This is a genomic window from Mesorhizobium sp. ES1-6 (assembly GCF_020164775.1).
Lineage (GTDB): Bacteria > Pseudomonadota > Alphaproteobacteria > Rhizobiales > Rhizobiaceae > Mesorhizobium.
Genome location: NZ_JAIUGU010000001.1, coordinates 281,129 through 295,910, shown reverse-complemented (window position 1 = coordinate 295,910; position 14,782 = coordinate 281,129). Strand labels below are relative to the sequence as shown.

10 protein-coding genes, 1 tRNA gene and 2 pseudogenes are annotated in these 14,782 nt (G+C 62.2%); all 13 read right to left on the bottom strand.

The features are described from left to right. Positions 1–65 precede the first annotated feature (65 nt). The 13 genes and pseudogenes from rpoB to LB564_RS01545 all read right to left on the bottom strand — a co-directional run bounded on the left by rpoB (position 66) and on the right by LB564_RS01545 (position 14,695). The gene (gene rpoB / locus LB564_RS01600; RefSeq protein WP_224534543.1) at positions 66–4,202 is read right to left on the bottom strand and encodes a DNA-directed RNA polymerase subunit beta; all 4,137 of its coding nucleotides are present in this window, start codon (positions 4,200–4,202) and stop codon (positions 66–68) included. Positions 4,203–4,467: 265 nt separating this feature from the next. Further along, complete coding sequence (rplL, locus tag LB564_RS01595) at positions 4,468–4,845, bottom strand: 50S ribosomal protein L7/L12 (RefSeq protein WP_015317993.1); 378 nt, start codon at positions 4,843–4,845, stop codon at positions 4,468–4,470. 54 nt (positions 4,846–4,899) lie between these two features. Then, the gene (gene rplJ, locus LB564_RS01590) at positions 4,900–5,418 is read right to left on the bottom strand and encodes a 50S ribosomal protein L10 (RefSeq protein ID WP_027146631.1); all 519 of its coding nucleotides are present in this window, start codon (positions 5,416–5,418) and stop codon (positions 4,900–4,902) included. 412 nt (positions 5,419–5,830) lie between these two features. Continuing rightward, positions 5,831–6,529, bottom strand: coding sequence for a 50S ribosomal protein L1 (gene rplA, locus LB564_RS01585; protein WP_140710757.1), 699 nt, complete (start codon positions 6,527–6,529; stop codon positions 5,831–5,833). Between the two features lie 4 nt (positions 6,530–6,533). Further along, positions 6,534–6,962 (bottom strand): 50S ribosomal protein L11, encoded by a 429-nt coding sequence (gene rplK, locus LB564_RS01580; RefSeq protein WP_010909262.1) that lies wholly within the window; start codon positions 6,960–6,962, stop codon positions 6,534–6,536. 171 nt (positions 6,963–7,133) lie between these two features. Then, the gene (gene nusG / locus LB564_RS01575; protein ID WP_015317996.1) at positions 7,134–7,661 is read right to left on the bottom strand and encodes a transcription termination/antitermination protein NusG; all 528 of its coding nucleotides are present in this window, start codon (positions 7,659–7,661) and stop codon (positions 7,134–7,136) included. A gap of 28 nt (positions 7,662–7,689) precedes the next feature. After that, positions 7,690–7,893 (bottom strand): preprotein translocase subunit SecE, encoded by a 204-nt coding sequence (gene secE, locus LB564_RS01570; protein WP_013531408.1) that lies wholly within the window; start codon positions 7,891–7,893, stop codon positions 7,690–7,692. A 463-nt stretch (positions 7,894–8,356) separates the two neighbouring features. Further along, the gene (locus LB564_RS31450) at positions 8,357–8,920 is read right to left on the bottom strand and encodes an autotransporter outer membrane beta-barrel domain-containing protein (RefSeq protein ID WP_263491416.1); all 564 of its coding nucleotides are present in this window, start codon (positions 8,918–8,920) and stop codon (positions 8,357–8,359) included. After that, positions 8,875–11,163 (bottom strand): annotated as a pseudogene (locus LB564_RS01565) (autotransporter outer membrane beta-barrel domain-containing protein); the annotation flags it as partial. The pseudogene LB564_RS01565 and the gene LB564_RS31450, both read right to left, overlap by 46 nt. A gap of 639 nt (positions 11,164–11,802) precedes the next feature. Continuing rightward, positions 11,803–11,878, bottom strand: a tRNA-Trp gene (locus LB564_RS01560). A gap of 79 nt (positions 11,879–11,957) precedes the next feature. After that, entirely contained in the window at positions 11,958–12,449 is a 492-nt protein-coding gene (locus LB564_RS01555) for a putative glycolipid-binding domain-containing protein (protein WP_224534541.1), read from the bottom strand. Between the two features lie 22 nt (positions 12,450–12,471). Continuing rightward, complete coding sequence (locus LB564_RS01550; protein WP_224534539.1) at positions 12,472–12,954, bottom strand: group II truncated hemoglobin; 483 nt, start codon at positions 12,952–12,954, stop codon at positions 12,472–12,474. 95 nt (positions 12,955–13,049) lie between these two features. Continuing rightward, a pseudogene (locus LB564_RS01545) lies at positions 13,050–14,695 on the bottom strand (hypothetical protein). Positions 14,696–14,782 lie beyond the last annotated feature (87 nt).

The following is a 14,782-nucleotide window of genomic DNA, read 5'->3' as shown; positions in this document are numbered from 1 at the left end:
GTGGTCGGCCCACCGGCCGTAGAATTTGGTAAGCGCGTCGCGGGTTGCCGCGACGCGCCTTTGCCTTATTCGGCCGCGTCGGGCAGCCGGACAGGGTTGTCGTCGAGCTTGGTGTTCTCCAGCTCGACATTGAGGCCGAGGGACCGCATTTCCTTGACGAGCACGTTGAAGCTCTCGGGAATGCCGGCCTCGAACGTGTCGTCGCCACGCACGATCGCCTCGTAGACCTTGGTGCGGCCGGCGACGTCGTCCGACTTCACCGTCAGCATTTCCTGCAGCGTGTAGGCGGCGCCGTAGGCTTCCAGCGCCCAGACCTCCATTTCGCCGAAGCGCTGGCCACCGAACTGCGCCTTGCCGCCCAGCGGCTGCTGGGTGACGAGCGAGTACGGACCGATCGAACGCGCGTGGATCTTGTCGTCCACCAGGTGGTGAAGCTTGAGCATGTAGATATAGCCCATCGTCACCTTGCGATCGAACGGCTCGCCGGTACGCCCGTCATAGAGCTGCGACTGACCTGATGTGTGCAGGCCCGCCTGCTCCAGCATGATGTTGATGTCAGCCTCATGCGCACCGTCGAACACCGGGGTCGCGATGGAGACGCCGCGGCGCATCTGCTCGCTGAGGCGAACGATGCTCTCGTCGTCATACTCGCGGACCGGCTCGTTGCGGTCGTTGGCCGGCATGAAGCTTTCCAACGTCTTGCGCAGCGGCTTGATGTCGCCGGCAGCCTTATACGTGTCGATCAGCTCGCCGATCTTCCTGCCCATGCCGGCGCACGCCCAGCCCAGATGCGTTTCCAGGATCTGGCCGACATTCATGCGGCTCGGCACACCCAGCGGGTTGAGCACGATATCGGCATGCGTGCCGTCCTCGAGGAAAGGCATGTCCTCGACCGGAACGATGCGCGACACGACACCCTTGTTGCCGTGACGGCCGGCCATCTTGTCGCCGGGCTGCATCTTGCGCTTCACCGCCACGAAGACCTTGACCATCTTCATGACGCCGGGAGGCATTTCGTCGCCGCGCTGCACCTTCTCGACCTTGTCCATGAAGCGCTGCTCCAGCGCCTTCTTGGAGTCGTCGTACTGGCCACGCAGGGCTTCCAGTTCGCTCTGGAGCTTTTCGTTCTCCACGGCAAACTGCCACCACTGCGAACGCGGATACTCGTCGAGCGTATCCTTGGACAGCGTCGAGCCCTTCTTGAAGCCCTTCGGTCCGGCGATCGCTTCCTTGCCGACGAGCACGTCGGAAAGGCGCGCATAGACGTTACGGTCCAGAATGGCCTGTTCGTCGTCACGGTCCTTGGCGAGGCGTTCGATCTCCTCGCGCTCGATCGCCATGGCGCGCTCGTCCTTCTCCACACCGTGGCGATTGAACACGCGCACCTCAACGACGGTGCCGAAGGTGCCCGGAGGCATGCGCATCGAAGTGTCGCGCACGTCGGAAGCCTTTTCACCGAAGATGGCGCGCAGAAGCTTCTCTTCCGGCGTCATCGGGCTTTCACCCTTCGGCGTGATCTTGCCGACCAGGATGTCGCCCGGCTGCACTTCCGCACCGATATAGACGATGCCGGCTTCGTCGAGGTTCTTCAGCGCTTCTTCCGAGACGTTGGGAATATCGCGCGTGATTTCCTCCGGACCAAGCTTGGTATCGCGCGCCATGACCTCGAACTCCTCGATGTGGATCGAGGTGAAGACGTCGTCGGCGACGATGCGCTCCGACAAGAGGATCGAGTCCTCGTAGTTGTAGCCGTTCCAAGGCATGAACGCGACCAGCACGTTGCGGCCCAGCGCCAGATCACCGAGCTCGGTCGACGGACCGTCGGCGATGATGTCGCCCTTGTTGACCCGGTCACCCATACGCACCAGCGGACGCTGGTTGATGCAGGTGTTCTGGTTCGAACGCTGGAACTTCATCAGCCGGTAGATATCGACGCCGGACTTGCCCGGATCGAGATCCTCGGTGGCGCGGATAACGATACGCGTCGCGTCCACCTGGTCGACGATGCCGCCACGACGCGCGCCGATGGCGGCGCCCGAGTCACGGGCGACGATCGGCTCCATGCCGGTGCCGACGAACGGCGCCTCGGCGCGCACCAGCGGCACGGCCTGACGCTGCATGTTCGAGCCCATCAGAGCGCGGTTGGCGTCGTCGTTCTCGAGGAACGGGATGAGCGCCGCGGCGACAGACACCATCTGCTTGGGCGACACGTCCATCAGGTCGACGTTTTCGCGCGGCGCCATCATCACTTCGCCGGCGCTGCGGCAAATGACGAACTCGTCGACGAAACCACCGTTCTTGTCGAGCTCGGCGTTGGCCTGCGCGACATGGTGCTTGGCCTCTTCCATCGCCGAGAGATAGACGACGTCATTGGTCAGCTTGCCGTCGACGATCTTGCGGTACGGGCTTTCGATGAAGCCGTACTTGTTGACGCGCGCGAAGGTCGCCAGCGAGTTGATCAGGCCGATATTCGGGCCTTCCGGCGTCTCGATCGGGCAGATGCGGCCGTAATGCGTCGGGTGCACGTCGCGCACTTCGAAGCCGGCGCGCTCGCGCGTCAGGCCGCCCGGTCCAAGCGCCGAGAGACGACGCTTGTGGGTGATCTCCGACAGCGGGTTGGTCTGATCCATGAACTGCGACAGCTGCGAGGAGCCGAAGAACTCGCGCACGGCGGCGGCCGCCGGCTTGGCGTTGATCAGGTCCTGCGGCATGACCGTGTCGATCTCGATCGAGGACATGCGTTCCTTGATCGCGCGCTCCATGCGCAGCAGGCCGACGCGGTACTGGTTTTCCATCAGCTCGCCGACGGAACGCACGCGGCGGTTGCCGAGATTGTCGATGTCGTCGATCTCGCCCTTGCCGTCGCGCAATTCGACCAGCGTCTTGACCACGGCCAGGATGTCGTCCTTGCGCAGCACGCGCACGGTGTCCTCGGCCTTGAGCTCGAGGCGCATGTTCATCTTGACGCGGCCGACAGCCGACAGATCGTAGCGCTCGCTGTCGAAGAACAGCGAGTTGAACATGGCTTCGGCGGTCTCGAGCGTCGGCGGCTCGCCGGGGCGCATGACACGATAGATGTCGAACAATGCGTCCTGGCGGCTCTCGTTCTTGTCGACGTTGAGCGTGTTGCGGATATAGGCGCCGACATTGACGTGGTCGATGTCGAGAACCTTGATCTCGCTCTCGCCAGTGCCGAGCAACACCTTCAGCGTCTTCTCGTCGATCTCGTCACCGGCTTCGAGGAAGATCTCACCGGTGGCGTAGTTGACGATGTCCTCGGCCAGATAGTTGCCAAGCAGATCCTCGTCGGTCGCCTTGATCGCCTTGAGACCCTTTTCGCCAAGCGCGCGCGCCTGACGGGCGGTGATCTTCTTGCCTTGCTCGACCACGACCTCGCCCGTATCGGCATCGACCAGATCGCCGACAGCCTTGAGGCCACGGAAACGCTCGACGTTGAACGGGATGCGCCAGTGGTCGCCCGCACGGACATAGGAGATCTTGTTGTAGAAGGTCGACAGGATCTCTTCGCCGTCCATGCCGAGCGCCATCAGCAGAGACGTCACCGGAATCTTGCGGCGGCGGTCGATGCGGGCGTGCACGACGTCCTTGGAATCGAACTCGATGTCGAGCCACGAGCCGCGATAGGGGATGACGCGCGCGGCAAACAGAAGCTTGCCCGACGAGTGCGACTTGCCCTTGTCATGGTCGAAGAAGACGCCCGGCGAACGGTGCATCTGCGAGACGATGACGCGCTCGGTGCCGTTGACGATGAAGGTGCCGTTGAGCGTCATGAGCGGCATGTCGCCCATGTAGACGTCCTGCTCCTTGATGTCCTTGATCGACTTGGCGCCGGTATCCTCGTCGATATCGAACACGATGAGGCGCAGCGTCACCTTGAGCGGCGCGGCATAGGTCAGGTCGCGCTGACGGCATTCGTCAACGTCGAATTTCGGTCCTTCGAACTCGTACTTCACGAACTCCAGCATGGAGGAGCCGGAAAAATCGGAGATCGGGAAGACCGACTTGAAAACAGCCTGCAGCCCTTCGTCCGGACGTCCGCCCTTGGGCTCGTCCACCATCAGGAACTGGTCATAGGATGCCTTCTGAACCTCGATCAGGTTCGGCATCTCCGCAACTTCCGGGATCTTTCCGAAGAACTTGCGTACGCGTCTGCGGCCATTGAAAGTCTGGGTCTGGGCCATCGTCGCTCCTTAGCTCTAAACTCGGGACGGGCCTCGCCGCGGCCCGCCTTGCATTCCGAGCCACCTGGCCGGCGGCTCTCTGTCTGTTCTCCGTCCACCTGCACCAACTGCTTGGCGGTGGCCGGCTAAAACGGGAGAAAACCCGTTTCCTGAAGGCCGGTTTTCGGCCCTCAGGAAAGAGGTTCTCCTACATCTCGCGCTACGCGTCCTCCCTTCCAGGCGAAGAGAGTGGCGGACGGCGCGAGGCCGCCCGCCGCTTTTACGCTTACTTCAGGTCGACCTTGGCGCCGGCTGCTTCCAGCTGGGCCTTGAACTTGTCAGCGTCGGCCTTGGAAACGCCTTCCTTGACCGGCTTCGGAGCCGCTTCGACCAGGTCCTTGGCTTCCTTGAGGCCAAGACCGGTGATGGCGCGGACTTCCTTGATGACGTTGATCTTCTGAGCGCCGGCCTCGGTGAGGACGACGTCGAATTCGGTCTTCTCTTCGACCGGAGCAGCGGCGGCGGCAGCGCCGCCAGCAGCGGCAACCGCCACCGGAGCGGCAGCCGAAACGCCCCACTTTTCTTCCAGAAGCTTCGACAGCTCAGCCGCCTCGAGGACGGTCAGCTTCGAAAGGTCGTCTACGATCTTTGCGAGATCAGCCATTGTTGTATTCCTTCGTTAGGTTCGAACGTGTGTTTTCGATAGCGAGGAACGGCCTCATGCCGCCTCGTCCTTCCGGGCGTAAGCGCCGATGACGCGCGCGACCGAGGCCGCTGGCGCATTGACGATCTGGGCGATCCGGGTTGCCGGCGTGGCGATCATGCCAACCAGCCTGGCGCGCAGCTCATCGAGCGACGGAAGTGTGGCGAGTGCCTTCACACCGTCGGCATTGAGCGAGGTGGTGCCCATTGCGCCGCCGAGAATGACCAACTTGTCATTTCCCTTGGCGAAATCGGACGCGACCTTCGGCGCCGCAATCGGATCCTCCGAATAAGCGATCAGCGTCTGTCCCTTGAACAGGTCGATGATCGATGCGGAGTCCGTGCCCTGAAGAGCGATTTTGGCGAGACGGTTCTTCGCGACTTTAACGGTGCCACCGGCGGCGCGCATTTTCGACCGAAGGTCGTTCATTTGCGCGACGGTGATACCGGCATAGTGGGCCACGACGACTGAACCTGCGCCCGAAAACGCATCATTCAGGCCCGTGACGAGTTCGCGTTTTTCCGCTCTGTCCACTGCCTATCTCCAGTTGACCCCTGCCCCGTCAATGGGAACATTCCCATTGGAGAGGACAGGCGTCGGGTTGCCTTTTGCCGGCCGGGCCATCCAGTAACGGATCTCCCGAACGACGCTCGAGGATCCTGCCCCCTTTCGCCACATCGACGGCTAGGCCGGCGATGCGCAGACAAAAGGCAAACACGGTTCGAACCTTTCATTGGAGCTTGTCGCTCCGTTGTCGGGTCTTCACCCGTCTCATGCAGGCCCACATGAATTAAGGCCGTCCTCTTGAATCAAGATTCGGGCCGCCCGCAATCTCGGACAGGATGTCCGGAAGCCTTCCGGCTTCCGGTACCGGGCCCAGGATAAATCCAGGGCCCGGAATTCAGTCACGGACCAACCTTCGAAAGGCCGATCCAAATGGTCTTAATCAGGACGCTGCGAGCGTCGAGACGTCGAGCTTGAGGCCCGGGCCCATCGTCGAGGTGACCGACACCTTCTTGACGTAGTTGCCCTTGGCGCCAGCCGGCTTTGCCTTGGTCACCGCATCGGCGAAGGCACGGATGTTCTCTTCCAGTGCCTTGACGTCGAACGAGACCTTGCCGACGCCGGCATGAACGATGCCGGCTTTTTCGACGCGGAACTCGACGGCGCCGCCCTTCGATGCCTTGACGGCGGCGGCAACGTCGGTGGTGACGGTACCGACCTTCGGGTTCGGCATCATGCCGCGCGGGCCGAGCACCTTACCGAGACGGCCGACCAGCGGCATCATGTCCGGCGTGGCGATGCAGCGATCGAAATCGATCGTGCCCTTCTGGACGATGTCGACCAGGTCCTCCGCACCGACGATGTCGGCGCCGGCGGCCTTGGCCTCATCGGCCTTGTCGCCACGGGCGAACACGGCGACGCGAACCGAGCGGCCGGTGCCGTTCGGCAGGTTGACCACGCCGCGGACCATCTGGTCGGCATGACGCGGGTCGACGCCCAGGTTCATGGCCACTTCGACGGTCTCGTCGAACTTGACCGAAGACCGGTCCTTGAGCAGCTTCAGCGCTTCACCGAGCGCGTAAGCCTTGTTGGGATCGATGCCTTCACGGGTCTTCGATACACGCTTTGCAATCTTTGCCATGATCTCAGCCCACCACTTCCAGACCCATCGAGCGGGCGGAGCCCTCGACCATACGCATGGCCGCTTCGACGTCGTTCGCGTTCAGATCCTTCATCTTGGCAGTCGCGATTTCGCGAACCTTGTCGCGCGAAACCGTGCCAGCCTTGACCTTGCCCGGCTCCTTCGAGCCCGACTTCAGGTTCGCGGCCTTTTTCAGGAAGTAGCTCACCGGCGGCGTCTTCATGACGAAGGTGAACGACTTGTCCTGGTAATAGGTGATGACGACCGGAACCGGCGATCCCTTTTCCATTTCCTGGGTCTGCGCGTTGAACGCCTTGCAGAACTCCATGATGTTGATGCCACGCTGACCAAGCGCCGGGCCGATCGGGGGCGACGGCGTAGCCGATCCCGCGGAGACCTGGAGCTTGAGCTGGCCTGCAATTTTCTTAGCCATCTCTTTTCCTGCCTTTGTCTATGCCGGCCCCATTAGCTGGGAAACACCGGCGGTTGCAGTCTGGTGGTGCGGTTCTTGCGGCCGGCTAAAGCCGCCTTCGCCTCCCACCGTCCTCAGGCAGCGCTTGCGCGCCGCCTCCCCGATCGCCGAACCGGCATCAGGGATTTCGGATCAGCCTTTTTCGACCTGTCCGAATTCCAGATCGACAGGCACGGCGCGCCCGAAGATCGAAACTTCCACCTTGAGCCGCGCCCGCTCCTCGTCCACTTCCTGGACGAAACCGTTGAACGACGCGAACGGACCATCCGAGACGCGGATCGCCTCGCCGATCTCGAAGGTGACCGAGGGCTTCGGCCGCTCGACGCCTTCCTGCACCTGGTTCAGGATGCGCTGGGCTTCGGCCTCGGTGATCGGCACAGGCTTGGAGTCGCCGAGAAAGCCGGTGACCTTTGGCGTGTTCTTGACCAGCGAGAAGACGGCGTCGGTCAGATTGGCCTTCAGGAGCACATAGCCCGGGAAGAACTTGCGCTCGGCGTCGACCTTGCGGCCGCGACGAACCTCGACGACCTTCTCGGTCGGCACCACGATCTGCTCGATGTCGGCGGACAGGCCCTTCTGCTTGGCCTTGTTTTCGATGTCCTCGGCGACCTTCTTCTCGAAGTTCGAATAGGCGTGGACGATGTACCAGCGCGTAGCCATTTTTACGACTTCTCCGTAATCGCCGGACTTAGCGTCCAATGCCCAGAATCTGCTCGACCGCGAGGCCCATGAGCTGATCAGCGGTGAAGAAGAAGATCATCGCGATCACGGCGAAGGCGAGAACCATCACCGTCGAGATCATCGTCTCGCGACGCGACGGCCAAGTCACCTTGGCAGTCTCCGCGCGCACCTGCTGGAGAAAGACGAAAGGATTTGTGGTTTTCGAAGCCATATGCCGCCTGTCTTCAAGACCCGTTGGCCGGGCCCCCTGGATGATCCCGCTGACCGGGACGTGCCGCCTGGACCCAAAGCGCGCCGAATCAGCGCACCATTTCGCCCATGCAAATCAGACGCGTAAAGCCGGCTTCCCAGCTCCACGCGCCGCGTGTCTGTCTCGTCTACATAAAACCGATTCTTGATCCACGCAAGTGGCAAGTGTCCGCTTTATGACCAAACGCCGCCTCGGAACCATCCAGTCGTTCCGTCCCGGCTATGACGCCCTTATGCCCCAATCGGCCTAATATGGCAAGCGGGTCGCCGATTTTCAAAGGCCGACCCCAAAATATCATTCTCGATGGCCATTTTGGAAATGGCACGGGCAGCAGGGCTCGAACCTACGACCTGGGGCTTTGAGCCAGATTAGCCTTTGCCGCATCTCGTTGCGCCATGGCGACGATGAGATACCGCCCTTGCGGTCAGAATTGCGTTCGGAGACCGAAATTGGACTTGAGGATGTAGCTGTTGCCAAAATTACGGAACGGTGTGTTGCCGGAGAGCTCGCCATAGAAGGTGAGATCCTTGCGCCAGCTTACGCTCGCACCGAGGCCGAGTTCGCCCCACAGCCGGTCGTCGGCATTGATGATGGGTGTCCCCGCGACCAGAGTGCGCGTGCCATCGAGCCATTCATAGCTGACATTGGCGATTCCGTAGATGTGGCTGCGGCCACCTTCCCAGGCGCCCTGATGATCGAGCGCGACGCCCCAGCGCGTTTTCAGGCTGTCGTTCCTGCCGGCGGCCACGTCGGCACCCGACGGATCAACGAAGTGATCGAACCGCACATTGGAATAGACGATCTGGAATTGCGGCGTGATGCCAACGTGCTCGCCGAACAAAATCCGCTTGCCCGCTTCGATGCTGAACGCCTCGCCGCTGCCGCCATTGTCGTGGGTGAGCGAGCCGAGAAGTTCGGAATTGAGGTCGCTGCCAGGCGGTTGAGCTGCGCCTGACCGTCGACATAGAAGCCCGTGACACCATACCAGGTCAAAGTCGCGCCAAGGCCGTAGCCGTCGGTCTTCAGTGTACCGTCGCCGAACGCCGAGTTGATCCGGCTGTTGGCCTCGCCATAGGAGACGTTGACGCCCGCCACCAGACGCCCGCTCGTGTCGCTATCGACAAGCACCCGATCGACACCCGCCTGTATCTTCCAGGTATCGATGTCCTGATCCAAACCAGTCGCCGACACCGCGGCACTGTTGAAGCGCCCGTGGATGCCTTCCGCTCGACCCCAAATTCCATTGCCGTCGCCATTGGCGCCGGGGCCCCAGACACGGTTGCCGACACGTTGCTGCAGCGTCGGGAGAGTGTTGAGCGACTGCAGATTGGAGCCATAGGCCTCGTAAACCGGCACGCCGGGCTGATAGAGCGGCGCGCCGGGACCGCCCAGGGAGGAACGCAGATACCAGTCGCCATCCAAGGGAGTAGAGACGCCGCCCTGATAGAGGCGATAGGCGTAAGCGCCGGCTATCACCGCCGGTGCGCCCTGGAAGACATAGTTGCTGTCGAGCACGAAAGCACCGTTGGACGCACCCGTCACGTCGACGATCTTGATGCCTTCCACCGTCGGCGCGCCAGGGCCGCCACGGTTGATGATGCTGACATGCGTAACGCCTGAAGTCGTGCCGTTGACCGCAAGGCGGCTGGTCTGCGAGCTGTCGTCGCCCAGAACGGTCGCGATTTCGAGGCGTCCGCCAGTGCTGACATAATCGCCCTGGACGGTGAGCGTGCCCATGGCATTGCCATAGCCCGGCGCGACGACGCCAGTATTGACGACATTGCCCAAGCCGCCCGTGCCGACGAGCCGTCCGCCGGTGTCGACCAGCATGTTGCCGCCCAGCACGCCGTTCACGGCCAGCGTGCCGGCCGACACGGTCGATGCGCCGGTAAAGCCGGAACTGTCCCCGGTCAGCGTCAGTTGACCGAGGCCGAGCTTGTTGAAGTTCGACGAACCGGAAAAATCCGTGCCGATGCCGATGTCGTGCCCGTTGGTATCGAACCAGGCTCCTCCGGCTGCCACACTCAGTGCAGTGAAGCCGTTCAGGAAATCGGCTTCATCCCGGTTCGCACGCAGAATGCCGCCGTTGAGGTCGAGTATAGCGGTGGCGCCGGCTCCCTTGATCACGGAGCCGGTTTCGACAACGCCGCGTCCGGTGGCGTCGCCGTCGAGATGGAGCGTTCCAGTGGCTGTGCTGCCGTTGGCTATATGAACATCGGTACCGACGCTTACGAAGCCACCTTTTCCAACGGTCATCGTGCCGTCGCCATCGTAGCCGACATCGATGCGGTCGGTCGCGGTCAAGCTTGAGACGCTGCCCGTGCTGCTCGATACATTGACAGTGCCCGTGCCGCCGTTCGTGTAGCCGATATAGACAGAGGCAGCGCCGCCTCCAGTTGCACTCGTGGCCACCGCGGCGCCGTCCGCGACGTTGAGTGTACCGCTGCCGGAGAAACCCACGTAAATATTGTTGGCGGCGTTCCAGGCCGAGGCATTGCCGTTGATGTCGCGACCCGAGACGGTGGCCGTGCCTTCGCTACCGCTCCCGTAGCCGATAGAAGCCTGTCCACTGTTCACCAGCCCGCCATCCAGGATGTCGAGCTTGTTGCCTATGCCGCCACTACCAACATAAATCTGGTTGGTAATGTTTAGGGTCGAGGCATGTTGGTCAATGTCCCGACCCGTGACCGCAACCATGCCAGTGCCGGTGCCATTGCCATCGCTATTGTTGCCGATGACGACCAATGCACTGTTCACGATCCCGCCATCCTGGATAGCGAGCGAGGCCTTGCCGTTGTCGCCGACATAAAGCGTGCCTGTATTGGTCCACGTCGAGGCGTGACCGCTACCGTCGTGGCCCGCGACAGTGACATCGCTTTGGCTGGCGGCCGCGACGCCGATATAACCGTCAGCATTGCTCACCTGGCCGCCATTTCCGATATTGAGCGTGCCGTTGCCATCCTGACCGACAACGAGGTCACCGTTATTGGTCCAAGTCGAGGCATTGCCGCCACCGTTGGCGCCCGAGACGGTGACCGTCCCTTGGGCACCATAGCCGATAAAGCCGGTGCCATTGGTGACCGCGCCGCCATTCTGGATGTCCAGCGTGCCTGTGGCGTTATTACCGACAACGAGATCGGCCCCGACCGTCCAATCCGGCGTTTGAATGGTGCTTGCGTCCGGCGATAGATCACCGATGCCTGACACCGACTGCGCGGACGCCGGCCGCATGCCGGCAATCGCGGTGACGAGTGTGATGATTGCCGTGGTCAAAAACAAGGACCGGCGGAAGCTGACCGTGTTGGCGCCGTCCTTTGCCGTGCATCTCATCCCCTGCGCCGCTCCCCGCCAAGCCCCGCTTCACCATAGAAGTGCGACGCACCCGGCAAAGCCCGAGTCAATGACCGCTCGAATCATTGCCATGCGCTGTATTCGACTAGATCAAGGTTACCTTTGGTTGTAAGTTGAGTGGTCCTCTCCCCAAACGCATTCTCTCGCCTCAACTGCAGCGCGTACGTGCGGCAATGCTGCTCGATAGCCATCAAATACGGTCGAGCGGATTGGCGATCGCCGTGGCCGGCCCTCGTCATTCAGGTCGAAATGCCAATCCTCGGCCCAATCCTTGGCCTAGCAAGACTTCTTCCTTGATGGTGGCCCGGCGGTTCTTGGCTTCGACATACCTCGAACAGTGCCAAATCGGGCTGTCGTTACGCCTATGGACGTGGACCTTGCCTTCGAGAATCGAATGTTCTTCCGCTATCGGCAGGCACTTCCTGCGCGCGTTCAAGTTTGTGCAAGAGATGTGTAAGGCGGCTTGAGGCGTCCTTGCCAAGCAAGACGATCTCTAAATGCGTGATTTTCCTTAGAAAATGGCACGGGCAGCAGGGCTCGAACCTACGACCTGCGGTTTTGGAGACCGCCGCTCTACCAACTGAGCTATGCCCGTACATGTGCGCCTCGGCGCAGCAGGGGCTTCCTAAAAGCTTCCGTGCTCTCTGTAAAGAGCGGTTTGCAGGCAAATGCGTTTAGCCCCTTCGCCAGAAATCAGGATAGTCGACGACCAGCCCATCGCGGTCGATCTCCAGTTCCCGCCTGAAGTCGCTGGCGCGCGATTCATAGAGGTATCGCCTGCCCTCTTCGAGGCATGTGTAGCGTTGCGGGTTGGGCACGACAGAGAGTGCCGGGAAATCGATGAAGCCGGTGGTGATCTCGGCGCTCTGCCCAGTCGAGAGCGCCAGGCGCCGGATCGGCAGCGTGTTCGTGAAAGGGGTGACGGTCAGGTCCGGGTCGAGCACGCCGGCGAGCTCGGGCATCGGCAGGCCGTTCCTGGTCCAGCGACCATCGCCATCCGACGCCAGGACAAGCGTCCGGCCATCGCCGATCATATCGACCATGACGCTCCGCGCATGCCAGCCGGCATCGCAGGCGATGCGATAGCGGACCGCAAATGGCGTTTCGCCCGAGGGCCATCCCACTCGCGCCAGCGCACGATCTTGGCATCTTGCGGCATCGGTCATCCATCTCCCTGGCAAACGGAAGCTATTTTTCGTCCGGCACCCGGTACGGTCCGCCAGGCACGCCCCAGCCCCAGGCCGGCATCGGCTCGCTTTCGGGATCGCAGGTTTCGCCGAGATTGGAATTCATCTTGGCCAGCCGCGATCCCCATTCGATGTAGCCAATGAAGGCGGAACGGAATTCGGGATCGTCGGGCAGGCCGACCTCGTCCGCCGCGTCGGCGAGAAGATTGATCCAGCGGCGGCGCTGCGCCTCGGTCAGATGCTTGCCCAGGTGATGCATGACCATTTCGCGGTGGCCGCCGAATTCGTCACTATAGGTTTTCGGTCCGCCAAAAACCTCTCCGATGAAGGCGGCGACATGGGCGGGGTGGTCCGGCGACATGTGCTTGAACACCGGGCCGACGACCGGATCCCTTGCCACCTTGTCATAGAAGGTTCGCGTCAGCCGGTTCAGCGCCTCGCCGCCACCGGCCCATTCGTAGAGTGTTGGAACATCCTGGCTCATTCTCGATCCTTCGCCGGCCCCGCAGCCGCGACGATAGCGGAAATCGAGTATGGCTCAACCTGCCTCGATGGCCAGTTTTCCGCCGCCGCCGCGCCCTACAGCTTGGCGTCGGCCTGTGCGTTGGCGGCTGGCAGGCCCGGCAATTGTCGGGCTTGGCAACGGCCTTGCAAATCGTGGAGCCAGTCAGCGCGTCGACCGATTGCGGTCCCGTTGTCAGTCCGGCCTTCAGCATCGTGTCCGGGTCAAGTTGCCCCTCAGCCGAGCGTCGCTCGATCGCGGCGAACAGAGCGGGACCGATCGCCATCTCCTCGAGGTAGGCCTTGACCACCGGCTTCTGTCCCATCGGGTAGAGGCTGAGCCGCGCCCGAGGGCCGACAAGCCGCCTGGCGCCGGCGGCAACCACGAGCGCGCAGGCGGAATCACACTCCACCCCGGTATCGATGCTCAAACCGGCATAGGCTCCTTCCCTGGCCAGGCAGTTCCACGCGCCGGGATCACAGTCGACGAATTCGGTCCGGGCAACGGCGATGTCGAGCTTCCTCTCATGGATAAGCCTTCCCATGGCGAGCGCGCTGGACAGGTCGCCTCCCCGAGAGCTGATGACGACAGGCAGGTGCCGATCGCCCAGAGTGGCAAATAGCTGCCGCAGCTTCAGCGGCGTCTGGGTGGTGATCGCACCTTCCGCCGATATCCATTCGGGGCAGTCGGGATTGCAGAGCGGATTGCTGCCGCGAACCACGACAAAGCGCATGTCCCCGCCGGCCTTTGCTTTGGCCGGTTCACCGGCAACGGCAGTGGCAGGCCGGGCAGCGGCCGATGGCGTCGCCTTGTTTGCTGGTCCAGCCATCTCCCGGCAATTCGTGGCCGGCTGGTCCGGCACGCACAGGCTTGCCGTGGTCAACAGATCCACGGTGTCCCGGCTGGTGACCAGCTTCATCGTCAACATGTCGTCGAGCGGAATCTGACGGATGTCGCTGGCCGGCGTGGCCTTCATGACATCCAGCACGCCGTCGCCTATCCCCATTTCCTTGAGATACGCCGAAAGCGTCTTCTCGACCGTCCTGCTCATCTCGTAGGTTTTGTAGCTGCCCGCGTTTTTCCGGCTGACCACCTTGGTGCTGATGACCTTTTTCTTGCCGTTCACGATCCGGTACGTGGTCCGGTAGAGCAGCTTCTCCCGGCGGTAGGTGGTGGTGATCTGGTGAACGCCGAGATAGCCGAAATCGCCCACCACGCGGCGGACGCCGCCGGAAAACATCAGCGGACAGGCCGAATTACACATGGCCCCATCATCATGGGCGATGCCGAAATAGTCGGCACCCTTGCCCCTGTTGTCGTTGCAATTCCTCACCTCCGGCTGGCAACCGGAAAAAATCGTGACGCCGACGGCGACGTCGAGCTTGTTCTTGCGGATCATCCGGCCAAGTGCCAGCGCCGCGTCGACATTGCCGCCGGGCGAATTGACGACAACAGGCAATTGCCTTCCCTTGAGCGCCTTGAGCGTGCGCTTGAGGAGCGACGGGGTGCCCGCCTCGATGGCGCCGTCGGCCGATATCCACTCAGGACAGTTGGGCTCGCATCCCGGCGCGTTGCTGCGCACGACGACGAAGCGCATGGGCGGGATATCGGGAGGGCCATCCTGCGCTCGCGCCGTCAGCACAGGCAGCGCCATGGCGATGACGAGGCATACCAGTGCCCACAACCGCCATGCCTGCCCATCGAAACGGCGCCCTGGAACCACTCTTGGCAAAGCTCCCTCGCTGCAAACCCATACTAGTTGCAGCCATGGCACTTGCAACAGCTTTGAAACAACCCTCGCGATACTTGC